This window comes from Corynebacterium pseudodiphtheriticum (genome assembly GCF_023509295.1).
In the GTDB taxonomy this organism is placed as follows: Bacteria; Actinomycetota; Actinomycetes; order Mycobacteriales; family Mycobacteriaceae; genus Corynebacterium; species Corynebacterium pseudodiphtheriticum.
On record NZ_CP091864.1, the window covers coordinates 2105071 to 2127347 of the forward strand.

General features: G+C 56.2%; 20 protein-coding genes, 1 other RNA gene and 1 pseudogene. 7 read left to right on the forward strand and 15 right to left on the reverse strand.

Features of this window, described 5'->3' with window-relative positions; genetic code table 11:
* Positions 1-76: 76 nt before the first annotated feature.
* From L9H78_RS09445 to L9H78_RS09470, 6 genes are all read right to left on the reverse strand, one after another.
* Complete coding sequence (locus tag L9H78_RS09445) at positions 77-2614, reverse strand: DNA polymerase III subunit gamma and tau (protein ID WP_249619945.1); 2538 nt, start codon at positions 2612-2614, stop codon at positions 77-79.
* 78 nt (positions 2615-2692) lie between these two features.
* Positions 2693-3271, reverse strand: coding sequence for a suppressor of fused domain protein (locus L9H78_RS09450; protein WP_027017441.1), 579 nt, complete (start codon positions 3269-3271; stop codon positions 2693-2695).
* Positions 3252-4520, reverse strand: coding sequence for an aspartate aminotransferase type Ic (locus L9H78_RS09455; RefSeq protein WP_249617784.1), 1269 nt, complete (start codon positions 4518-4520; stop codon positions 3252-3254). Before L9H78_RS09455 ends, L9H78_RS09450 begins: the two co-directional genes overlap by 20 nt.
* A gap of 151 nt (positions 4521-4671) precedes the next feature.
* Complete coding sequence (locus L9H78_RS09460; protein ID WP_249617785.1) at positions 4672-5496, reverse strand: ABC transporter ATP-binding protein; 825 nt, start codon at positions 5494-5496, stop codon at positions 4672-4674.
* Positions 5489-6337 carry an ABC transporter permease gene (locus tag L9H78_RS09465; protein WP_249617786.1) on the reverse strand — a complete coding sequence of 283 codons (849 nt, stop codon included), beginning with the start codon at positions 6335-6337 and terminating at the stop codon, positions 5489-5491. The genes L9H78_RS09460 and L9H78_RS09465 overlap by 8 nt, the downstream gene beginning before the upstream one ends.
* Before the next feature lie 9 nt (positions 6338-6346).
* The gene (locus tag L9H78_RS09470; RefSeq protein WP_249617787.1) at positions 6347-7552 is read right to left on the reverse strand and encodes an ABC transporter substrate-binding protein; all 1206 of its coding nucleotides are present in this window, start codon (positions 7550-7552) and stop codon (positions 6347-6349) included.
* Positions 7553-8426: 874 nt separating this feature from the next.
* Between L9H78_RS09470 and L9H78_RS09475 the strand changes: the two genes are divergently transcribed.
* Entirely contained in the window at positions 8427-8681 is a 255-nt protein-coding gene (locus L9H78_RS09475) for a DUF6968 family protein (RefSeq protein WP_249617788.1), read from the forward strand.
* A 51-nt stretch (positions 8682-8732) separates the two neighbouring features.
* Here the strand turns inward: L9H78_RS09475 and L9H78_RS09480 are convergent, their stop codons facing one another.
* Entirely contained in the window at positions 8733-9497 is a 765-nt protein-coding gene (locus L9H78_RS09480) for a transposase (RefSeq protein WP_347276361.1), read from the reverse strand.
* A 502-nt stretch (positions 9498-9999) separates the two neighbouring features.
* Between L9H78_RS09480 and L9H78_RS09485 the strand changes: the two genes are divergently transcribed.
* The 3 genes and pseudogenes from L9H78_RS09485 to L9H78_RS09495 form a co-directional block, all read left to right on the forward strand.
* Entirely contained in the window at positions 10000-10485 is a 486-nt protein-coding gene (locus L9H78_RS09485; protein WP_023018828.1) for an RrF2 family transcriptional regulator, read from the forward strand.
* A 19-nt stretch (positions 10486-10504) separates the two neighbouring features.
* Positions 10505-11713 carry a globin domain-containing protein gene (locus tag L9H78_RS09490; RefSeq protein ID WP_249617789.1) on the forward strand — a complete coding sequence of 403 codons (1209 nt, stop codon included), beginning with the start codon at positions 10505-10507 and terminating at the stop codon, positions 11711-11713.
* A gap of 21 nt (positions 11714-11734) precedes the next feature.
* A pseudogene (locus tag L9H78_RS09495) lies at positions 11735-12198 on the forward strand (OB-fold nucleic acid binding domain-containing protein); the annotation flags it as partial.
* Positions 12199-12219: 21 nt separating this feature from the next.
* Here L9H78_RS09495 and L9H78_RS09500 read toward each other — a convergent pair.
* Positions 12220-13035: a hypothetical protein gene (locus L9H78_RS09500; RefSeq protein ID WP_249619946.1), complete on the reverse strand. Its 816-nt coding sequence runs from the start codon at positions 13033-13035 to the stop codon at positions 12220-12222.
* A 117-nt stretch (positions 13036-13152) separates the two neighbouring features.
* Positions 13153-13247: signal recognition particle sRNA small type (ffs, locus tag L9H78_RS09505), an RNA gene on the reverse strand.
* A 132-nt stretch (positions 13248-13379) separates the two neighbouring features.
* Between ffs and L9H78_RS09510 the strand changes: the two genes are divergently transcribed.
* Complete coding sequence (locus tag L9H78_RS09510) at positions 13380-14753, forward strand: YibE/F family protein (RefSeq protein WP_249619947.1); 1374 nt, start codon at positions 13380-13382, stop codon at positions 14751-14753.
* Between the two features lie 248 nt (positions 14754-15001).
* Complete coding sequence (locus tag L9H78_RS09515; RefSeq protein ID WP_249619948.1) at positions 15002-15511, forward strand: hypothetical protein; 510 nt, start codon at positions 15002-15004, stop codon at positions 15509-15511.
* Here the strand turns inward: L9H78_RS09515 and L9H78_RS09520 are convergent.
* The 3 genes from L9H78_RS09520 to L9H78_RS09530 form a co-directional block, all read right to left on the reverse strand.
* On the reverse strand, positions 15499-16413 hold the full coding sequence (locus L9H78_RS09520) for a siderophore-interacting protein (RefSeq protein WP_249617793.1): 915 nt from the start codon (positions 16411-16413) through the stop codon (positions 15499-15501). The genes L9H78_RS09515 and L9H78_RS09520 overlap by 13 nt on opposite strands.
* Before the next feature lie 62 nt (positions 16414-16475).
* Positions 16476-17597 (reverse strand): glycosyltransferase family 4 protein, encoded by a 1122-nt coding sequence (locus L9H78_RS09525; protein WP_249617794.1) that lies wholly within the window; start codon positions 17595-17597, stop codon positions 16476-16478.
* A 106-nt stretch (positions 17598-17703) separates the two neighbouring features.
* Positions 17704-18327 carry a hypothetical protein gene (locus L9H78_RS09530; RefSeq protein ID WP_249617795.1) on the reverse strand — a complete coding sequence of 208 codons (624 nt, stop codon included), beginning with the start codon at positions 18325-18327 and terminating at the stop codon, positions 17704-17706.
* A 72-nt stretch (positions 18328-18399) separates the two neighbouring features.
* Here L9H78_RS09530 and L9H78_RS09535 point away from each other — a divergent pair, with 72 nt between their 5' ends.
* Positions 18400-19173, forward strand: coding sequence for a class I SAM-dependent methyltransferase (locus L9H78_RS09535; protein ID WP_249617796.1), 774 nt, complete (start codon positions 18400-18402; stop codon positions 19171-19173).
* A 5-nt stretch (positions 19174-19178) separates the two neighbouring features.
* On the opposite strand, the gene L9H78_RS09540 is transcribed toward L9H78_RS09535, so the two are convergent.
* The 3 genes from L9H78_RS09540 to L9H78_RS09550 form a co-directional block, all read right to left on the reverse strand.
* Positions 19179-19616 carry a hypothetical protein gene (locus L9H78_RS09540; protein ID WP_249617797.1) on the reverse strand — a complete coding sequence of 146 codons (438 nt, stop codon included), beginning with the start codon at positions 19614-19616 and terminating at the stop codon, positions 19179-19181.
* A gap of 181 nt (positions 19617-19797) precedes the next feature.
* The gene (locus tag L9H78_RS09545) at positions 19798-20151 is read right to left on the reverse strand and encodes a hypothetical protein (RefSeq protein WP_249617798.1); all 354 of its coding nucleotides are present in this window, start codon (positions 20149-20151) and stop codon (positions 19798-19800) included.
* 245 nt (positions 20152-20396) lie between these two features.
* Complete coding sequence (locus tag L9H78_RS09550; protein ID WP_249617799.1) at positions 20397-22229, reverse strand: phosphoenolpyruvate carboxykinase (GTP); 1833 nt, start codon at positions 22227-22229, stop codon at positions 20397-20399.
* Positions 22230-22277 lie beyond the last annotated feature (48 nt).

Consider the following 22277-nt stretch of genomic DNA (forward strand, 5'->3'; position numbering starts at 1 on the left):
GTTTTGGCCCGGTAGCTAGTCTTCTGTGCGAATCTGCACGCACAACGGCCCCAGTTTACAACTGGACTGGCGCAGACTACAGCGGACGCGCTCCCAGCTCGGTTTCTAGCAGCTTGCGCGCGGCAGCATGAATTTCTTCCGGGCTACGTTCGCCGGGGCTGGTGTTGGCATTGGTGTCCGTATTTGTGCTGGTGCTGGTTCCTGTGTCGTCCCCGCCGTTTCGCGCGTTGCTGTTTTCGGCGTTGTTTCTTTCGGCGTTGCCGTTTTGCGCATTGTTGTTTTGGGCATTGCCGTTTTCGGCGTTGTTTCTTTCGGCACTACTGGTTTCGGCGCTGCCCGGCGCGCCATGTGCGTTCTGTGTGTGGCTTGCCGACGATTGTGCTGGCTGCGTTTGCGGTGGCTCGTCCGGTGCAGCCTCGTCTGCAGCCGGCTCAGGTGGCAGCGGTACACCGTCGCCGAAGGTATCGCCGCTGGATTGTGCTGCGCGCTCACGCGCCCGATTTTTCGCCTGGTTGGCTACCTCGCGCCAATCTTGATTTTTCGGGCTCACGGGGATATTCCCGGTGGCGTTCGTGCTTTGTTTTTCCGGTCGCTGTGATTCTGAGCGCTGTTTTTCCGGCTGCTGTGATTGCGGCTGTTGCGGTTCTGGCCAGACACTGTCGTTGTTTGCCTGCTGAGATCTTTCCGGCTGGTCTGCTGGCTGGGTCTGATCCTTTTGCTGCGGCTGCGTATTCTGCTGCACAAATCTCTGTGGTTGCGGAGTAGCACGCCGTTGTGCTGTTAGCTCCGGGGGAGTTTTCGTCCCAACGATACACTTGACCTGTAGTTTCTGGTCGACGGCAACACTGATTGCTTCTACGATCACGGCATTGTTGCGCTCAGAATTGATGCGTTCTGCCAAAGCACCAGTGTTGTGCCCCAGCACGACGGTGTCACCATCGATGCCCAAGACTTTTGCTTCGGTGAGCATGACTTCAGCAACACGGTTTGTCTGCCCCACCTTCGAACGAATTTTTGTCCATTGGCTACGAATGATGTCGAGGGCATCCTCGCTGGGTTGCTCGGCACTTATCCGCTCATCGTGTGGCTGTTCCTCATGAGGCCGCTCCTCATGCTGCAGTTCCTCACGTGGTGGTTGCTGTGGCTTTTCCGGCGCAATTTCGGCAGCTTGCTGCGCCTGCACAATATTCTGGGTTTGCTGATTATGCTCAGGCTGCTGCACCCGCTGTGTCTGCTGTGCCTGTCCACCAGCTTGCTCGCCTGGCTTAGGCTTGGGTGCCGGGCCGTGCGACGGCATCGATTTTGTCTGCGGTTTCGCCGAACCCATCGCAGCCACAGCAGCCAACGCCGCGGCAGCACCACGCGGGCCACCTTGTCCGCTTGGTTGCCGATTCGCCTGGCCTACAGCACCCTGCCCTGCACCACCCTGATCTACCCCAGCCTGGCCAGCCTGGCCTGGTTGCGGGACACCAGCTCCAGTCCCAGCCCCAGCACCAGCTGCGTTACCCGTCGCCGCAACGTATGGCCGCGCCAACAAGTGCGCACACAAAATCTCCAGCAATAACTGTGGTGAAGTCGCCCCACGCATCTGTGGCAAGCGCTCATTAACCACATCTGCGTAATGTGTCAGCGCCTCCGGGCTAAACCATCCGGCTTGTTCCTTCAGAACCGCCACGCGATCCTGCGGGGCGGAAACCAGCCCCTCATCGAATGCCTCGGGCACAGCCTGGATGATCAACAGATCCCGCAGGCGGTCGAGCAAATCCTGCACGAAACGGCGGGGCTCATGCCCAGCATTGATGACGTCGTTGACGATGCGGAATAATTCGCCTTTTTCGTCGTCGGCAAGCGCAGCAATCACGCGGTCAATCAGAGCCAAATCCGTCACGCCCAGCAGCGGCGCAGCCTGTTGGTAAGTCAAAAGCCCGTCTTTCGCACCGGCCAACAACTGGTCCAGTAACGAGAGAGTATCGCGCGGCGAGCCACCACCGGCCTGCATCACCAAGGGGTAGACCGCGTCTTCTACCTGCACGTTTTCTTCTTCCACCACGTGCTGCAACAGTGCTTTCATATCCGGTGGCGTCAGCAGACGGAACGGGTAGTTATGGGTACGCGAACGGATCGTGCCGATGACTTTTTCCGGCTCGGTGGTCGCAAAAATAAAAATTAGGTGCTCAGGCGGTTCTTCGACGATCTTCAGCAGAGCGTTGAAACCCTGCTGCGAGATCATGTGCGCCTCGTCGATGATGAAAATGCGGTAGCGCGATTCGGCCGGCGCGTAGTGGCCGCGGTCGCGCAGCTCGCGCATGTCTTCTACACCGTTGTGGGAGGCCGCGTCGAGCTCCGTGACATCCAGGTTGCCGGGACCACCGGGGGCGAGCGCACGGCAACTATCGCACTTCCCGCAGGGCGTCGAGGTCGGCCCTTCGACGCAGTTCAGCGAGCGCGCGAGAATGCGCGCTGAGGAGGTCTTGCCGCACCCACGCGGGCCCGAAAAAAGGTAAGCGTGGTTGATGCGGTGGGCATCGAGCGCCACTGACAAAGGCTCAGTGACCTGCGATTGTCCGATGACCTCAGCAAAGCTTGCGGGGCGATATTTCCGGTAAAGAGCCACGCCACTACTTTACCGATATCCCCACAAGACCCAACAGCCACCGGTGCGAGTCATTACTGGCTACCATTTCCAGCCCCACTACCGACCCCAGTTACCCGGATCAATACCTTCGGTCGACAACTTGTCTTGCAGCTTGCCGACGCCATGCTCCACCGCGAATTCATATTCCGCATCGGTGAGCATGATCAGCTGGCAAATCAACGTGAGCCGGTCGTCTTCTTCCAAGCGTGGCGTCTTCCCAGACCACAAATATGGCACGGCTAGCAACCCGTGACGCACGGTGAGATGATCTTGTTCCAGCTCAGCGAATTTCTGGCCAATATCCGGCAGCAGCACCCCCGGCTGTGCTGGCAAAACACCGTTTGCCGAACGTAACAGTTCTGCAGCTGCCAAAACGGCTGTCGCAATGGCGGGCTGTTCGGCTTGCGCCACGGCAAGTAGCTCGCAGCGCACGGACTGGCCGGATTCATCGCTGGTCAGCCCAGTGTCAACGTCGCCAAAGTTAGCGGTTGCCGCTAAGGCTTGTTGCTCGTCGATCTGTGCACTGGCAATACGCCACTGATCGAGTCTGCGAAATTCCAGCTTGGCCGGGATGAGTTGGCTGAGCCAATAGCCGGTTTCTTCGAATTGCAGGGCCTTAAGCCTCCTTCTTCTCAATCGCAGCCAGCAGCACGCAGGTGGCCACACCATCCATGGCGACAGCGACCTCATCGGCAGTAGGCATCGATGGTGCCAGGCGGATATTCCGGTTGTGCGGATCTTCGCCGTACGGGAAGGAAGCACCGGCCTTGGTTAATTCAATTCCGGCTTCTTTCGCCAGCTCCCACACGCGTGTCGCGGTGCCATCGATGACGTTAAGGTCAATGAAATAACCGCCTTCTGGGTGCGACCAACTAGCAACGTCATATCCGCCCAGTTTCTTTTCCAACAGATCCAACACCGCGTCGAACTTCGGTGCCAATGATCCGGAGTGCTTGCGCATCAGCGCTTTCAGGCCTTCTTCATCTCCGAAGAAACGCGCGTGTGCCAGCTGGTTGACCTTATTTGGGCCGATGCCGCGGGCGCTAGCGATGGAGGAATACCACGCGATGTTTTCCTCCGATGAGGTGAAAAAGCCTACCCCCGAGCCAGCATGCGTGACCTTGGACGACGACGACATTTCCCAGAAGCGGTTCGGGTTGCCGGCAGCTGCCGCCATCTCGTGCACGTTGTAGTTTTCCGGAAATTCGTTGGTCAGCGTGTGCAGCGCATACGCGTTGTCCCACACAATGCGGAAATCTGGCGCGGCAGTGTCCATAGCAGCCAGTTTTTCGCAGACTTCCTTAGAGAAGCTCACCCCGGTTGGGTTGGAGAACACCGGCACGGCCCACATGCCCTTCACCTGCGGGTCCTGGGCGAGCTTTGCGACGGCATCCATATCCGGGCCGTCGTCAAGCATAGGAACGGAAACCATCTCGATGCCGAGTTTTTCGGTGATGGTGAAGTGGCGATCGTAACCCGGCACCGGGCAGATCCAGCGGATCTTTTCTTCCTGGCTCCACGGGCGTACGGAATCGTTGTTGCCGAAGGTATAAGACCACAGCAGCAGGTCAAAGGTAATGTTCAGCGAAGAAGAATCAGCTGCGATGGTGTTGTCCACCGAGCGTCCCAGGGCATTCGCCCAGATTTCGCGCAGCTGCTTGATTCCCAGCAATCCGCCGTAGTTGCGCACGTCTACCCCATCAGCGTCGATCGGATCATCGCCAGGCAAGGTAAGCAGGTCATGAGAAAAATCGAGCTGTTCGTTCGACGGCTTACCGCGCGTCAGGTTCAGGTTCAGGTTTTTCGCCTGCAAATCCTGGTAATCCCGGCGCACTTGCTGGGCTAGTTCGTTAAATTGTGCAGTATCTAAGTCGAGCAATGACATTGGGGTACTCGCCTACCTTCCGTTACATCTGTGCTGCTTGCCATGGTAGCGAGTTTGTGTGAGATCTGTGTTGCCTACCCAAAAGCAAAGCTTTCGGCCGAACGCGATGCTTTCCGCCGACGGTCAGGTACGCAGCACACCCAATTTGCCGTTATTTGTGCTCCAGCAGCGACAACAGGTGCTGGCGCAGCTCATTTTTGCGCTTGCCGACGGCTGGGTCCGCTTCACCAGTACGTGGGCGGGCAAGGCCGACCCGTAAATCCTCCACGATGGTTGCCTCTGGCCCCGGCGACATGACCAAGATGCGGTCGGACAGCAGGATCGCTTCGTCAACATCGTGGGTCACCATCACCACCGTGCGTCGGTTTTCTTCCCAAACACTGAGCAGCAAGGTCTGTAATTGCCGCCGGGTCAGCGCATCCAACGCACCAAAGGGTTCATCCAGCAGCAAAATATCCGAACCAATGGCAAAAGCGCGCGCCAACCCCACCCGTTGCTGCATGCCACCAGACAATCGTGCTGGACGACGATCAGCCGCGTGCCCCAAACTGACTTCATCCAGGAATTCCTGCGTGATTGTTTTCCGCTGGGCTTTCGACAAATCCGGCCGTGCAGAGCGCAGACCAAATTCGATATTGCCGCGTGCTGTCATCCATGGCAGCAGGGCGTGATTTTGAAAAACCACTCCTCGGTCTGGACCAGGGCCGGTGATCACCTCGTCGCGGGCACGGACTTCGCCTGTCGACGGCGTCGCCAAGCCAGCAATCATGTTCAGCATTGTGGACTTGCCCGAACCCGACGGCCCCAGCAAGGAGACAAACTCGCCTTCCTTAATAGCTACGGAGGTCTCGCCGATGATCGTCGTCGACCCGTAACTTTTTGTAATATTTTTAAATTCGATATGCGCGGTGCCAGTACCACTGGTGTTAGGCGCATCGACGGTATTTGGCACTGTATCGGTTGAGGTATTAGTCATAACGCACCACTTTCTGCAATGAAGCAACCAGGTAATCCAGGGCCAAGCCGATGGCGCCGATGAGAACGATGACCACGACGATGGCATCAATGTCCAGGCGGTTCCACATATTCCACACGAAAAAGCCAACGCCTTGCCCGCCAACAAGCATCTCCGCTGCCACAATCACCAGCCACGCGGTGGACAGCGACTGACGCATGCCCGTGATGATGCCGGGAAGCGCGGCAGGCCCGATGATGTAAAGCAGCCGGTCCACACGGCTGGTGCCCAATGTGGCACCGAGGTTTTTGTACGACGGGTGCACGCCGCGTACGGCCTCAATGGTGTTGAGCAGGGTGGGCCACAAAGCGGAGAGAATGATGACGAAGACCGCGGTATTTTCCGCATCCCGCAGTAGGGCAAGCCCCAACGGCAGCCACGCCAGCGGGGATACCGGCCGCAGAATTTGCACAAAGGGGTCCGTCGCCCGGCGGAAAGTGGTGGATGATCCTAACCAAAAGCCCAGCGGAATGGCGATGAGCATCGCGATGATAAAGCCGAACAGCACGCGGCGCAGGGATGCCACCATGTGCCAGAAAATGCCGACGGAGGCTGGACCATCCCGGTAAAAAGGATCAGCCAAGATTTCAGCACCGCGGCTAAGGGTGCGAGCGGGCGTCGGCGCGATATCCGACAGCCACCCCGCAGCCGCGATTAATTGCCAGACCAGAAGGAAAGCGAGAAACAGGCCGACGCCGAGGGCAACGGGTTTCCACGGGCCGGGCTTTTTCCTTGGCAGCGTTCGCGTAGCTGACGTGCGAGTAGCTGGCGTTCGAATGGTAGACGTGTGAGTTCGAGACATAGTGGGTCCTTAACGCTGGTATCCAGCCGTGGGCTTTAGCGGATCAAATATCCGGCCATTGATGTCAACCGGGTCCGTGCTGCGGTCTGCCTCAGGCGGCAAGACTGATTCCGTAGCTGCTAAGAGCACATCGTCGTCCATCGTCAAGGCCATGCCGCCGAGGTCCCAGCGCGCGATTTGCGCGGCCATCCAGGTAATCGCGGTAGCCGAAGTTTGTCCGCCGAAATTGATCATGTCCGGATCCACCACATCGGTGCCGTCCCAGGTGGTATAGGATCCGGCCAAAGCAGGCGAGATCAATTCTTCTTTCTGGTTCAGGTATTTTTCTTCGGCCAACATCGACGCTGATTCGTGTACGTGATGCGGGCTGTCGACGAATTGGGCACCTTCCCGCAGAGCCGCGACCACACGATCACGCACCCCGCGGTCAATTTCTTTAGCTATAGCAACCGAGCAGCAGGGGTGGTTTTCCCACATCTGCCGGGTGGGAATAAACGCGCGGCCTGATCCCGTGTTCAAAGCTCTTTGGTTGAACGGTTCGGGGCCAATAAAACCGTCGACGGCGCCGACCGCCAATTGCGCCACCATGTCCGGTGGCCGCAAGAGTCGCAATTCCACATCTGAAACTGGGTCGAGACCACCGGCTACCAAATAATCGCGCAAAAGTAATGCATGCACCGAATACTCAAAGGGAATTCCTAGCACCATCCCCGCAAGATCTGTCGGTTGCGAGACCGCGCCCAAGTGAGAGGTAGACAAGGTTAGCGCTTGGCCGTTGGTGTTTTGGGTAAAAGCCAATTCTGTGGGCCGGGATGCGTTCGTCGCACCAGCATCAATTGCCAGTGGCATTGGTGAGAGCATGTGCGCAACGTCGAGGGTTCCGGTTGCATATGCCGTCCAGAGATCAGCCCACCCAGCGTATTTCCGTAATTTTACGTGGAGTCCCTGTTTTTCAAATGCGCCGAGCGCGTCTGCGGCAACCAGTGGTGAGGCACACGCAATGGGCACAAAACCGATGACCAGTTCTTCCCGGGAAGCAGAGCTAGCAGAAGATGCGCGCCCGGAAACGCTTGTTTGTAGCTGTCGTGTTTGTGACTGTCGTATTTGTGACTGCGTAGAACAGGCAGAAAGCATGCCGCCTCCCAGGGCTACCCCGCCCATGGCTGCTGCTGTGCGCAGCAACTGTCGCCGGGACAGAATGCGGTTATAGACCATACGTTCTTCCTTAAATAGACCAACCGGTTCAGTAAGGGTTTAAACGTAAGCCAGAGCACACGGCAGAGTCAATTTCTAAATTCACGGCCTCACAACGGGTATTGCACACCAGTGCTGGTAACACGCCGTTCAGCCCATACAGTAACGCTGCGTCAGCTACGGAAGATTGATAGACAAGTTTGTCTATCAGGTGCCGAGTTGGCAAAGACCCAAGGATCCGGACCCAGGCCCAACACGGGAAGAGTTATGCGACAAAAGGGGATGCGGGCGAAATCTTGCAGGATTTTCCGCCAGGATGGCGCGGATTCGAGGCGTGGTTTCGGTTTTGCGCGGTGCCGGAAGCTTTGTTGGTCCGTTGACTCTCGCTTCGCCCCCTTAACCGTCTTCCTTACCCCGGGGAAACCTCTTTTCGTCGTCTTTGTGGCGCCTTGTGTTGGCAGATGGTGCACTTTTGCAAATAGGGACTAAAAAGGCCGTTTTCAACGGGCTTATTTGCAAAAGTGCACCATGACTGAGTTGAGTGGCCAAGCCTCAGGGCCGCGGAGTCCATACACCCGTTATCCACGAGTGACTGACAGCGAGCGCGTCTTGTATCGACAAGTCTTCTGCCGGGATATAGTCATCGACAACGCGGGGCACGTTGTCTTTGCCTCGTGATCACACTTCTTTGGCATGATTGAAGAGATGCCCATCTACTCAAACGGAACAAAAACTGGGACACTTCAACCAGCCCGGCTCACATCCCACACCTAGAAAGAACCGAGATGTCCAAACACCTCTCCACTAAAAAACTAATCATCAGCGCCACAATCGTCGGCTCTCTCACCAGCAGTATGGGATCTGCCGCAGCCGTTCAATACGCAAACTGTCGCCGATGAGCGAACATAGGGTCATCGCCCAAAGAACCTACCGCGATGATGAAGGAGAATTCACCGTGGGGCTACTCGCCCCCTACCAAGATGGAAACGATTGGATCTGTGAAATCTTCACAGAAGGCCTGGACGCCGGAACCCTGCCAGTCGGCGGTATAGACGCACTACAATCCATCAGATTGGCGGTGGATATGCTCGACGCCCTGATCAAAACCCGCCCCTCAGCCAAAGCATACGGCATAACCGGCCGCTTCTAGCGGATTCAGCTAAATTCAGGATCCGCACCCCCTTGCTGGCTTTGTGCCCCTCTAGCAGGGGGTATTCCTATATAGGTTGTCAACTCCGTGGGTGAGTTCGACGACGGCGGCGTTGTGTCCTTTGCCTTCTTTGCGTTTTCGTTCATAGAATTGCCGGGAACGCTCGTGGAATCTGATCGATGCAAAAGACGATTGCCATAGGGCGTTCTTTAATTTTTTGTTGCCAGCCTGGTTAGGCGAATTCGACATAATGGACGTTGTCGACTGATTCGTCCGCGGTGATAGGCCTGCATAGGACGCTAAGTGCGCTGCATCGGGGAAGTCGGACATATCGCCAACAGTCATGAGGATCTGCGCGGTGCTACGCGGGCCGATACCGGGCATGGATAAAAGAATCTCGGTCTGCCCATCGATGGCAGCAAGCATGGCATCGATGACAGGCTCAGGATTGCGCGCGTTATGGCTGCGTGCAAAGGCTTTAAGGCGTGCGCTACCGACGCGTCGAATCTTGGTGGGACCACCGTATTTCGCAAGTAGGTGGAGGATCCACTTTCGGTGAATCATCTGTCCGCGCAGGACATGTTCGAATGCAGGATAGGTTCCCACGAGCGCGGATCGCATCTGGTTAATCAGGCGTGTGTAGGCCCGGGCAAGGTCTTCGTCGATACCGTTGAGAACTTTCAGCTGGCAGAAGACTTCCTCAACGCGGTCGAGGTTGCGCAGGGTATCCGGAAGGTGAAGACCGGCATGGGCGAGGACGCAAGCGTGGTGGAAGTATTTGCCGACGTCCATGCCAATGACGAAGTCATAAGCCATGGGTGTGTGCCTGCTAGCGATGAATGAGAAGTTGGATTATTTAAGCTTCATCGCTGGGGTTGGTCGGACATACTTCACGCTGGCATCCACATTACTGTGAGACCTCATACCACCTGGGCTGGGTCAGGTTCCTATTAGCAGTTTGAGTATGTCACTGTCTTCGACGACATCACCCCTGGATCATTGTCAGACAGGGACAGGAATAAGCCATACCGAAGCCAGCGACTAGTTCCACTGTCCTTTCGGACGGTCTGAACGAACATAAACATAGCTCGCCTAATCGGATGGACAGGCTATGAACCTTCGGTGCCCTGATGTGGAACTGCTAACAACGTAATGGGATAGCCCGTTAGGGGATGAGGGGTAGCGCCGGCGGTGGTTAGGAGCATTAAAAAACGTCGCATTGACTCTGAAAACATGCGGAAATGTTGCGTTGGCCACAACCACAATAAAAGATGCATCTGAGATAGATCTTTTATTGATTGACGCTTAGGGTGGAATTATGCACTTGACCACGTTCGCAGATCTGGGCTTGCGGACCCTCATGGTTTTAGGGGATCTGCAGCCAGGACAGAGAGTGACGATCTCTGATCTCGCGACGCGCATCAACGGATCAACCAACCACGTGGCAAAGGTAAACGCCCGCTTGGTTGAACTGGGATGGGTAGCTGCCGTGCGGGGCAGAAACGGTGGAGTGTATCTGGCGGATGACACCCGCCAAGCAAGCGTGGGAAAAATCCTGCGCCAATTGGAAGGCCCCGGCGAAGTCGTGGATTGCGAAGGGGGCCAAAACTGCCCTCTGGCCTCGCGCGACTGTGCTCTCCGGAGCCGCCTTGCTGCCGCCCGTGAAGCCTTCTTTGCGGAGCTGGATGGAGACACAATTGGCGACTTGATCGCGAATACCGCGCCCGCGCCATTCGGAGAAAACCCAACACGACAGGCTCTGGGCTTACCGCGCACTCAGCAGAGCTCTGGCGTGACGGCATAAGGAGTTCGAAGCGAAGACCATGCATATCTCAACTCAGCCACAGACGACCGACATCGCCCTGACCCCCGAAAACGAAGAGATCATCAAGGCGACCCTTCCCATCGTCGGCGGTGCAATCGAAGACATCACTCCCGTCTTTTACCGCACCATGTTCGGCAAGCATCCGGAACTGATTTCGGACCTGTTTAATCGCGGCAACCAGCGCTCCGGCGAGCAGCAGAAAGCCTTGGCCGCCTCGATTGCTACCTTCGCCTCCATGCTGGTCAACCCGGATGCCCCGGACCCGCGCGACATGCTCTCTCGCATCGGCCACAAGCACGTCTCTCTCGGTATCACCGAGGCCCAGTACCAGATCGTGCACGACAACCTGTTCGCCGCGATTGTTGAAGTGCTGGGTGAGGACGTAGTCACCCCCGAGGTCGCCGCTGCCTGGGATGAGGTCTACTGGCTAATGGCCAAGGTCCTCATCGACTTCGAACGCAACCTCTACCGCTCCGCCGACGTGGCCGACGGCGACGTCTTCCGTACCGTGACCCTGCAGGAGAAAAAGCAGCTTTCCGACAATGTCGTGGAGTTCACCTTCAGTGGTGTGGACTTCAGTGATGCGCTACCTGGCCAGTATGTTTCCGTCGGTGTACAGCTCCCAGATGGTGCTCGCCAGCTGCGCCAATACTCGATCGTCGGCACCACTGCGGAAAGCTTCACCATCGCCGTGCAGCGCGATGGTGAGGTCAGCTCCTTCCTCATGGATGAGGTGGAAATCGACGGGAAGGTGCAAGCCACGCTTCCGGCTGGCGACCTGGTGCTGCAGGAAGACGACGCGCCCGCGGTGCTCGTCTCTCAGGGAATCGGTTCAACCCCAATGACCGGCATGCTGGCCGCACTGGTTGCCCGCTCTGCCTCCAGCGCGGTACCCGCCGTCACCGTTATTCATGCGGACGCCACCCCAGACTCCTACGCTCAACGCGACATCACGGACTCCCACGTTGTCGGCCTGGCCGATAAGGGCGAAGCCCGCCATATCGCCCGCTACCGCGACAATGGAGAATCGGTCGATCTGAAGGCACTGGCCGAAGAGGGGCTGATCCCGCAGGGCGCCCGCTGGTACCTCTGTGGTGGCAGCAACTTCCTGCAGAACCAGCGCGACCAGCTGGCCGAAAACGCCGATGCGCTGGCACCGAAGGGAATCCACTTCGAGCTGTTTAGCCCTAATGACTGGTTGATTTAAGGTGCGCAAGACTTATGACCCGTGACTGACGCATCGAAAGCCCCAGCTTTCGACGTTCCAGAACAGCTTCGCATCCGGCGCGACAAGCGTCAGCGGATTCTCGAATCCGGGAGGATGCCTACCCAGTAGAAGTGCCGCGGACCCACTCCCTGTCCGAGGTTCGCGCACGTTGGGCTGTGCGGAAAGATGACGGCGAAGCGGAAGCTACGTCGGCGGAGAATGAGGGCATCACTTACCTCGCCACAGGCGAAGAAACCCAAGATGCCGTGAGTGTTACGGGTCGTCTGATTTTCATACGCAATACCGGCAAGCTATGCTTCGCCACGCTGCAAGACGGCGATGGTACGCAGCTGCAGGCCATGCTCTCGCTGGCAGAGATCGGCGAGGACGCGCTGGCGGAATGGAAAGCAGATGTCGACCTCGGTGACTTCATCGGGGTGACCGGTCGCGTTATTGCCTCCCTCCGGGGCGAGCTATCCGTGATGGTGAGCTCTTCCGTTGAGTTCTCACATAGTGCGTGAGTGCCACGCCTCAGCAACCGAATCAAGGAAAGAATTTCTGTCGTCGCAGTAAATTTCGACTGCAGTCACATAGACCCGTCCTTTGTGCAGGTCTTCCGCCAAGACCAATGGTTCCATCTCAAGTCTGACGTTAACTTCGCTCAGGACCGGGAGCCTGGCTTCTCCGTCTTCATTAATAATGATGTCACCGCCCTGCCCGGGACCAGCCTTTTTCGCCCGCGCCAAGTTTTCCCATGGAATCTCACACACGAATCTGTGGCCGCGTCGGATTTCTAAGCCCCGCGGTGTAAGAAGATGCGGATTGACCTTAATAGAGGTGTAAAACCCGATTAATAGTAAGAGTGCGTAGATGCTTAGCACCAGCAGCAGAATGCGCCAAAATTGGCTTGGCACGGCCAGATGTATGACAATGCTTTCAACGATGACTAGAACGACGATTAAGGTAACCACGGTTCGTAGGTTCTTGTACCCGGGGTGGGCGTCGGCACCGGCAGGGGAAGAGGGACGTGTAAAGATTTTGGTGAGCGACCACAGCGAACTGATCTCCGAAACCAGCAAAGCCAGTGCCACTCTAGGAACCCCGAAACGATCGGCAGTTTCAGAGAGTGAGACCGACCAAGATCCTTTCTTCCGCCGGTCCGTTGCCATCCCAACAAACAACAGCATGAAAGCTACGGCGATGACCGAGATAGGGGCTAATACCCACCAGCCCGAGAGTACCGACGACGTCACCGAGAGGGTCACCACTGCGATTTCGGAAATAACTCCGAGAGCCAGCAGCGTTCTAAACACGGCTTTCATTTATTTTCTCTCGTTACTACTCGGGTGCACGACTTTGCCGTTAAACCCTTGTCGTTTAACCCGACTTTGCCGCACAACCCCATAACCGGCATACCCAAACCTTACAAAGCAGGTAACAAAAACGGACCCCGCGCACCCGCCAGAGCCTCCGTACCCTTGCTGCATTCCTGCCCTGGGGGAGTTGAGAGGATGAACGCCACGCGAGATCCTGCAGATAAACCTACCACATCGCCACCGCTGTGGTCTAACCTCAGGGCATCACGAGACCACGGAAACATGCACTGAACCAACGTTCTGCCACCAGATTTTTAGGCAACACTGCACGCAGGCGATATTCTTAGCCCATGGGTCGCCATCACCGCACTAGTTCGTCGCAGTCCGCACAATCGCTGCTTGCACAGCAAAAACAGTCCGCCAACCAAGCAGCGCCCGCCCCGCACACAACGGAGACCACAGGGCCGGACCAGCGATCGGCGCAGCCCGAACATCAGCCATCCGGTCGCAGTCTCAGCGCCATCAAAACCTGGACGTGGCCTCAGCGCGTACTTGCAGCCGGGCTCATCCTCGCGGCTGCGGCGACCATCATTGGGTTTATCATCCAATGGCCACCAAATGAAGAACCCCCAGTCAGTGAGCAATTCGAGCAGACGTCATCACTTTCCGGTGAGCTTGTCGACGGCACCGTCGCCATCGTCCAGCCCGGCATGTGCGGTTCCCCGTCGAATGGCCAGGTCTTTGACACTTCCCCGCAAACCAACCCAGAGGCGCCCAACGATTGCACCCACGCGATAATCGATTTAACTTCCGGTGAGCACGAAGGCCAACGCACACTGCTGGAGATTCACCCAGAAATCCCAGGCAATCCGCAATTGGAAGAGGGCGACAAGATCGCTCTTTCCAAGCACGACGCCGGCATCTATGGTTTTCAAGATTTCCAACGCAGCACCACTATGTGGCTCTGGCTGGCAGCAGCGATTATCCTGATCATCGCGGTTGGCGCCTGGCGCGGCCTGCGCTCAGTATTCGGCCTGGTCATCACTCTGGCTGTGATCGCGGCGTTTCTTATTCCCGGGCTCATCCACGGTGGTTCCGCTATTCTGCTCGCACTCACCTGCGGCGCCGCGGTGCTGTTCTTGGTGCTGTTTTTAGTGCATGGTTTCAGCTGGAAAACCGCTAGTGCCATGGGCGGAACACTGTTGGCATTGTGCCTATCCGTGGGCTTGTCGACGCTTGCTGTGGCCACCGCCGGCATCCGCGGGCTGGGCGATGAAAACAATTTGAATATCCTGGTCTACCTGCCGGGAGTCAGCATTTCCGGGTTGATGCTCGCCGGCATGATCATCGGCGCGCTCGGTGTTCTGAACGACGTCACCATCGCGCAAGCCTCCACCGTCAACGAAATGCGCGAACTGGAACCCGGCGCGAAGCCCTTACGCTTGTTCGCTGGTGCCATGCGCGTCGGCCGTGACCATATTGCGTCGATGGTATACACCCTGGTCTTAAGCTATACGGGTGTGGCCTTGCCGACGCTTTTGCTGCTAAGCATTTCTGGTCGTCCGCTGGGGCAGATTCTCAGCAGTGACATCATGGCTACGGAAATTCTGCGTTCGGTGACCGGCGCGATTGCCCTGGTCTTGGCGGTTCCACTCACCACAGCCATTGCTGCTTTGACTGTACGCGCCCCTGCCGCCGTTGATGCTGCCCCGCGGGAAGCATAAATAAGCAGCCGACATACAACACCTACATACAACATACGACGCCGAACATAAGACACAGTGTCGTATGTGTAGTATGTTTATCCTGAAGCGTATTTGGGCTCGACGAGAATAATAATTTCGCTACGTCGCACAAATTCCAGCTATTGCAGACTATGACAAACCCGCGTACGTCACGAATAAGGGAATGTACCGTGAATCATATATTCGTACCGCTGTGAAGTGTCCCAGGTTTTGTTCCGTCTGAGTAGATGGAAAAGCTGGACTATGCCCAAAAAATTGCTCAACCAAGCAGCGCGTCCAGCATGGAATTATCACTTCCACCGGAACCTGCGCCCCCGGGAAAGTTGACAAAACTCAAAAAAATCATGAAATCACATATTGTTTCACTCGGTTTTTGTCGCAACATTGGTCATTATTGCTGCTACTGGATGACTTATATATCGCTGGGGATGTTAGCGGCTTCCTCGTCTCTGTGGGCTATCTACATGCAAGACAATGCAATTGTGCTTATTGGCCTGCTTTTTGGGACGGCGCTCACCGCCTGGCAAATTCATCATTACAAGACGACGATTCCAATCGCCGTTAATGCCATTGCGATAGCTGCCGGAGCTCTGTCAGCTTTCGGCTTTGTAATCCGGGAGAACTTTGCAAGTTCTGCAATTGCATTCCTTAGCTTTGGCACCGCTGGTGCTTTAATCGCCTACGTTGTTTTCGCCGCTATTATGATTATCAAATCCCAGCAAAGCTATTTCCGTTGACTGCGTAGCGCGCGTTCCTCGTCTTCGACGCTTTGATTGAACTCCATCTTGGATGCCTGCCATTCATCTTCGGTCATGCGCAAGCGCCAATACCCCGAAATGGAAGTGTCCTCTTTCGCGATATTGCCGTCCACGTACAAAAACTTTCGGACGTCTTTAATCATTTCGGCAACACCATGGACAAACCAGCTGGTTCGCTTCTCTGGGTAACCGGCCTCACGGATAGCAGAAACCAAAGCAGTTCCTGGCATGCGCCCATCCCGCAGCACCCAATGCAGGTTGGCACCAGCCGGTTCCGGCATGGGCATGGTGCACTCTGCATCGGCGATCTCCAGGTACACATCAGCAGTGGTGTTGTCCGGCAGGTTTTCCAACGCGGCGGCAATCGCAGGTGCTGCGGCTTCGTCACCAGCCAAGACAAAATGTTCGTAGCTGTCGCTTGGGTGCCATTTTCCACCAGGCCCTAGAAAACCGATGCGTTCACCGATTTTCGCGTTCTGCGCCCACACCCCGGCAACACCGTGCTCGCCATGCACCACAAAATCGATCTCAAAATCTCCCGTGGCCGGATCAATCCGGCGGAAAGTGTAAGTCCGGCGCACCGGCTGGTGCTCCCTCGGCTGGGTTTTCTTTATTTCTTCTACATCAAATGGCCAGCTATAGTCAGCCCCTGCTGGCGCAAAAAGCAGCTTGACATAGTGGTCACTAAACGGAAATTCGCCTCCAGCCAAGCTCGGGCAAGAAAAACTGAGGCGCACCATCGTGCGGGATAACTGAGTACGCCCCGTGACGGTGGCTTCCCGTACTTGCCGTTTTTTCTTTGGCTTCTCCGACTTCTCTGGCTTCGCGGTATTGTTCACCAGGTTCTCTTCAGCTATCGTGTTCATCTCCGAGGAATTCATAAAGCATAGCCTACCTTTCTAGAACACAGCCGACATCGCCTACGCCACTGCGACAAGCCCCATCAGCCGCGCCCAGCATCTCTAGCAACCACATCTTCCAATAACGCGGCAAAGCGCTGGCCGGTCTTTTCCCAGGAAAACTGTTCCGCAAACTTCCTCGCACCCGCACCGAGCTGTGCGCGCAAGGAGTCGTCGGCAAGAATTTTTTGCAGCTGTACCGCCAGTTCCTCTGGAGTATCAGCGAGCAACCCAGTGCGCCCGTGCCCGACGGAATCACGCAGACCAAAGCTATAACCGACCGTCGGGACGGCATGCTTACCTGCTTCGACGACGGCTAAGCCCCAGCCTTCTTTCCGCGACGGCATCACATGTACTTCGGCACGCTCCAATAACGCGTGTTTGTAGTCGTCGGTGACTTGCCCATGAAAAAACACGCGCTCGCCCACCCCAGACGCCTCCGCATAGGCCCGCAATTTGTCTTCCCACCAGCCGGAACCGATGACATCCAGCACGACGTCGTCGGCAAGCCCCACCGCTCCGTCCAACCCAGCTAGCGCATCGATGGCGTGCTCGATCTGCTTATGCGGGACCAGCCGCGACAGCGTGACAATGTGCGCCCCACGACGCTCCAGACGCGGCAGCAGTGCAGGCACCTCATCCACACCGTTTTCAATGATTGCGGCATCCGGCACCCCGAGGGACTGTAAATCCTCCTTGGAGGCCTGCGAAACAGTCACATAGGGCGCGCCCCGGTACACCTTCGGCGCGATTTTCGATTCCAACAACCAACCAATCCGCGCCAGCACCTGCCCAGCAACCGGCCATTGTTCCTTGTGACAGTGATGCGTGAGCAGCACTGTTGGGCGAAACACCAAGCGCGCAAAAAATGGAATCCCGTTTTGCGTATCGACGACTACATCAAGGTTCGACAGCGTGCCCAGCCCCAGCTTGCCGACGAGCATGCCCAACAGTGCTTTCGGATACACCGTGAACTTCCCGCCGCTACGCGAATAACGCACGCCATCGCGCACCGAACGCCGCGGCATATCGGTGTGCGCGGCGGATCGGTAAATCACCTCATGCCCTGCTCGCGCGAGATATTCCCCAACCCGCTCCAAATACAGCTCGGAACCGCCACCCTGCGGGTGGGTGGAATCGCGCCAGCACAGCAATAAGATCTTCATATTCCGTACCAGCTTAGCGGGGTAAGGCTGCATCCACATCAAAAGGACTAGAACTATACACAGTCAGCACAAAACACTGGCCCGAAATATTCCCCGAGCTGCCAGACTACTTGTGAATGGGGCCATTCTTGATTAGTGGAACCTGATTACCGTACGTGCGAACCTTTTTTAATTCCATGACAAATGCAACCAAAAGATTGAGAAAGAAGAGAGCAAACGCAGAGTAAATATAGGTGACCATTGTTCCAAGTCCAATGAACGAATCAGGATATTCGCTAGCTTCAACAGCAGCCATAGGCACTGCAAGGCCTGCGGCGACAGCAATCGATGCGAGTACACAACCCCGAAAAGTATTGCGCAACTTCACACTGACAAAAATAGAGCAGGCAGCAACAGTTACTACACAACCTAATATTTGCCATAGAGGGTAGTCACCAGGTGATTCAGGTACATGCTGCGCCCCATAACTAGGCGCCCATGTCAACCAAACAATCGGGGCAAATACACCGGCTGCCGCACCACACATCAGCAATAACCAAGCCGGATAAGAACGCTGTGGCTGGTCTATACGCCGCTGCATCTTAGGGTCCGACGCCGAGCGCTCTTCACGCAGAGCTTTCCTCCGAGAAATCAGATAGCTGAGCCAAATGACACCTCCGATTATCATCGAAGGAATAATGCTGAACAATAACACCAAGTTTAGAAAAATCGGGAAATCAAAATTATCCACAATGGACCTATCCTTTAAAAAGGGGGGGGGGGATGCCACCATATCCCCAAGCCCACTATATCCTAGGAAGTTATGCGTTCTGCCCTGCGCCATACTTTGCACCACACGCGCCGCCATGCCAGCTTAGCCCGGTCGATTCGCCTGCTGCGTTCTTTCGGTTACGAGCAATCCCAGCCACGCAAATTTTATGAACCGCTGGCCCGTGATACCGCGCAACAACTGGCAGCAATCCACCAGGATGTGCACGGCACGGGGCTGGACAAGCTATCGGTGCTGGATGTCGGCGGTGGCCCCGGGTATTTTTCGGCGGCTTTCGCCGAGCACGGCGCGCACTATATTGGCTTGGAACCAGACGTTTCAGAAATGACTGCAGCCGGAATCACCTTGGATACCGCGGTTCGTGCTTCCGGCACAGCGCTGCCTTTTCGGGATAACAGCGTCGACATCGTCTATTCCTCCAACGTGGCCGAGCACATCGCGCGCCCCTGGGAGATGGCTGAGGAAATGGTGCGGGTTGCACGCAACTTGGCGGTCATCAGTTACACGGTGTGGCTCGGGCCTTTCGGCGGGCACGAAACAGGATTGTGGCCGCATTATATCGGTGGGGATTTCGCCCGGCGTCGTTACGAACGCAAGCACGGGCATCCACCAAAAAATATCTGGGGGCATTCGCTTTTCGACGTCTCCGCCCGCGAAGGCCTCGGCTGGGCAGCCGAATGCGGCTACCATACCTACTGCTTCCCGCGCTATCACCCCAGCTGGGCCTGGTGGATTACGAAGATACCCGGGTTGCGGGAGTTGGGCACTTCAAACCTGATGATTGTGGTGGATAAGACGCGGAGCTAACGCATTCAAAGTTTCATTCGGTTTGCCAGCAAATCGGCCCTGGAATTGGTTTCACTCCCGCCCGGGATGATCTTGCCTATTGCTGCTGCCACGACGACATTGACCAGGGCCGCAAGCAAGGCAAACCAGATGCTTTCGGCTACGAAGAAATACAAAAATACCAATAGGACTATCGCAATGATATTTTCAATGGCCTGCGTATGAAATATCTCTAGACCAGATAAAAAATAAGCAGCACGCGCTACGGTGCGCACCAACCCGTCAAGTGAAATTCCCACCAATAGTGCAATAATTCCCCATTGCAACATGGAGGCCAAGCTAGCGGTTGCGAGCCCACCTAGGATATGCACGGTTCCCAATGCGACTACAAATGGACTGGCCACAATAAGAATGAGGAAAACTATCCTCGCAATGAGGCTGGCGAAAATTTTCACATTATCCAAACTGCACCTTTCCTGATCCACGAAATCCAGCTTCTTGATTCGTGACCTTTTGCTTTTGCTCGAATAACCCTACAATCCGGGTATCGCCACGCTGTTTAGCCGAGAGTGTCTGTTCCAGATTTTCGATCTACTCAAACGGAACACTTCAGACATAAGACCGGAAAGATCCTACCGTTTATGTTTACTTGACGTTTATAAGGTGTTCAGCACCGCGCAGGGCACCGGCACGCCGCAACAGAAGATAAGCACCGGCCCACAGCGCTGTAATTACCACCAGACCAAAAACTAAGCCTGCCCGATCGTCGGAAGATATACGCCACGAAAATAACACCGAAATAGCGCTCGCTACTGACACTCCCAGGACAATATGGGAATGCATTTCATTGCGTAAAATCTTCAAGCGCAACCAGAAAGATATCAGCATAGTTACCAAGATCATCAGAGCACTCAGCCAAATATGGTCGAAGAATCCTAAAACAAACCCAGCAAGCGAAAAAATACTGGCACTAGCTATTCCCTTCATCAAGCTAGACATAAGCATTGTTTACCTCCTCGTTTCAGACTTTCCATTACCGAATGTCCAGCTCCAAGCCGAGGGCCGGACATCAGGACGGAAAGATCCTTCCGATAACGTTCTTCAGCACGCAGTTTTCGCATGCAAAAAAGCGCAAACGGAATAATCTTTCCGTTTGCGCTCAAACACCAGGCCCCAGGCAGGAAGCCTTATCTCAGCGCTTCCCTGCTCTAGCCCTAGGCAGGCAACAGAGCAGAATGCCAGATTTACTTCGCTGCAGAAGCTTCCTCAATACGCGACTTCAAGGCCTCAAACTGCTCCAAAACCTCATCCGGGACCCGTGAGCCCAAGAAGTTGAGGTACTCAGCGTTATCGTCGACATCGCTGGACCACTCTGCCGGGTCCACAGCCAGGGCCTCTTTAACCTCATCCAGGCTGGTCTCCAAACCGGTCAGGTCCAAGTCCTCGGCACGCGCGGTGTTACCCACGATGGTCTTTTCTGCGCCGACCTTGCCGTCGACACGCTCGGTGATCCACTTCAATACGCGGGAATTTTCACCGAAGCCAGGCCAGATAATCTTGCCGTCGTCGTTCTTGCGGAACCAGTTAACCAGGAAGATCGACGGCATCAGGTCGCCGCCCTTCTTACCCATGTCAATCCAGTGCTGCAGGTATTCACCAGCGTTGTAGCCCATGAACGGCAACATCGCCATTGGGTCGTGGCGCAGCGCACCGACGGTTCCCTCGGCAGCGGCAGTCTGGCCGGAAGCCAGCAGCGAACCGATCATGGTGCCGTGTTCCCAATCGAAAGCCTCGGTAACCAGCGGGATGGTGTCGGCACGACGTCCACCGAACAGGATGGCGTCGATCTTCACACCGTGCCAGTCGTCGTATTCCGGGGCAGCGACAGGGCACTGGGAAATTGGCACGCAGTAACGGGAGTTCGGGTGCGCAGCCTTCTCCGCAGAATCCGGGGTCCAGTCATTACCCTTCCAGTCAATCAGGTGCTCTGGGGCTTCCCCATCCATGCCTTCCCACCAGACGTCGCCGTCGTCGGTCAGCGCAACGTTAGTGAACAGGGTATTGCCTGGTTCGATAGTGCGCATCGCAATAGGGTTGGATGCATAGTTGGTGCCCGGCGCGACGCCGAAGAAGCCGTTTTCTGGGTTCACGGCATACAGACCATCTTCGCGCAGGTGCATCCACGCGATATCGTCACCGACTACCTCTGCGGACCAGCCATCCAGAGTTGGGGTGATCATGGCCAGGTTGGTCTTGCCACAAGCGGATGGGAAGGCGGCGGCAACGTTGTAGTTTTTACCTTCTGGGCTGGTCAGCTTCAGGATGAGCATGTGCTCAGCCATCCAGCCTTCTTCTTTCGCCATAACCGAAGCGATGCGCAGCGCGTAGCACTTCTTCGCCAAAATGGCGTTGCCACCGTAGCCGGAGCCGTAGGACCAGATTTCTTTGCTCTCCGGGAACTGGGTGATGTACTTGGTTTCATTGCATGGCCAGGCAACATCTTCCTCGCCTGGTTCCAGCGGGGCACCCACGGAGTGTAAGCAGCGCACGAAGGAGCCTTCGTCGCCAAGCTTATCCAGGACTTCCGTGCCCATGCGGGTCATGATGCGCATGGACATGACGACGTACGCCGAGTCCGTCAGCTGGATGCCCAGTTTTGGATCCGGATCATTGATCGGACCCATGCAAAAAGGAACGACGTACATGCGGCGGCCTTTCATTGCGCCGGTATAAACGTCGACCATTTCCTCTTTCATGGCCTGCGGCGGGGCCCAGTTATTGGTTGGGCCGGCACCTTCCTGGTCTTCCGTGCAGATGAAAGTGCGCGATTCCACACGAGCAACGTCCGATGGGTTGGAGCGTGCTAGGTAGCTGTTTGGACGCTTTTCCTCATTGAGCTTGATGAGGGTTCCTGCGTCGACAAGTTCGCCTGCAAGCCGATCCCATTCTTGTTGCGAACCATCGACGAACACAACGTCTTCTGGTTGGAACATAGCAACGGCGTCGTTGATCCAGTTGATCAATTCTTTGTTCTGCGTTGGCGCTTCACCAACAAGTCCCGTGATTGGGGCGCTCATTTAGACTCCTGATCGGTCACTACAGCAGGTTGGACATGCCCCAGGGTA

Excerpts from the sequence above, each read along its gene's own strand:
- L9H78_RS09485 (WP_023018828.1), top strand. The coding sequence starts at position 10,000 with ATGCACTTGACCACGTTCGCAGATCTGGGCTTGCGGACCCTCATGGTT.
- L9H78_RS09500 (WP_249619946.1), bottom strand. The coding sequence starts at position 13,035 with ATGAAAGCCGTGTTTAGAACGCTGCTGGCTCTCGGAGTTATTTCCGAA.
- L9H78_RS09465 (WP_249617786.1), bottom strand. The coding sequence starts at position 6,337 with ATGTCTCGAACTCACACGTCTACCATTCGAACGCCAGCTACTCGCACG.
- L9H78_RS09475 (WP_249617788.1), top strand. The coding sequence starts at position 8,427 with ATGAGCGAACATAGGGTCATCGCCCAAAGAACCTACCGCGATGATGAA.
- L9H78_RS09515 (WP_249619948.1), top strand. The coding sequence starts at position 15,002 with ATGGAAAAGCTGGACTATGCCCAAAAAATTGCTCAACCAAGCAGCGCG.
- L9H78_RS09535 (WP_249617796.1), top strand. The coding sequence starts at position 18,400 with ATGCGTTCTGCCCTGCGCCATACTTTGCACCACACGCGCCGCCATGCC.
- L9H78_RS09460 (WP_249617785.1), bottom strand. The coding sequence starts at position 5,496 with ATGACTAATACCTCAACCGATACAGTGCCAAATACCGTCGATGCGCCT.
- L9H78_RS09490 (WP_249617789.1), top strand. The coding sequence starts at position 10,505 with ATGCATATCTCAACTCAGCCACAGACGACCGACATCGCCCTGACCCCC.
- L9H78_RS09550 (WP_249617799.1), bottom strand. The coding sequence starts at position 22,229 with ATGAGCGCCCCAATCACGGGACTTGTTGGTGAAGCGCCAACGCAGAAC.
- L9H78_RS09545 (WP_249617798.1), bottom strand. The coding sequence starts at position 20,151 with ATGTCTAGCTTGATGAAGGGAATAGCTAGTGCCAGTATTTTTTCGCTT.
- L9H78_RS09525 (WP_249617794.1), bottom strand. The coding sequence starts at position 17,597 with ATGAAGATCTTATTGCTGTGCTGGCGCGATTCCACCCACCCGCAGGGT.
- L9H78_RS09470 (WP_249617787.1), bottom strand. The coding sequence starts at position 7,552 with ATGGTCTATAACCGCATTCTGTCCCGGCGACAGTTGCTGCGCACAGCA.
- L9H78_RS09510 (WP_249619947.1), top strand. The coding sequence starts at position 13,380 with ATGGGTCGCCATCACCGCACTAGTTCGTCGCAGTCCGCACAATCGCTG.
- L9H78_RS09455 (WP_249617784.1), bottom strand. The coding sequence starts at position 4,520 with ATGTCATTGCTCGACTTAGATACTGCACAATTTAACGAACTAGCCCAG.
- L9H78_RS09520 (WP_249617793.1), bottom strand. The coding sequence starts at position 16,413 with ATGAATTCCTCGGAGATGAACACGATAGCTGAAGAGAACCTGGTGAAC.
- L9H78_RS09480 (WP_347276361.1), bottom strand. The coding sequence starts at position 9,497 with ATGGCTTATGACTTCGTCATTGGCATGGACGTCGGCAAATACTTCCAC.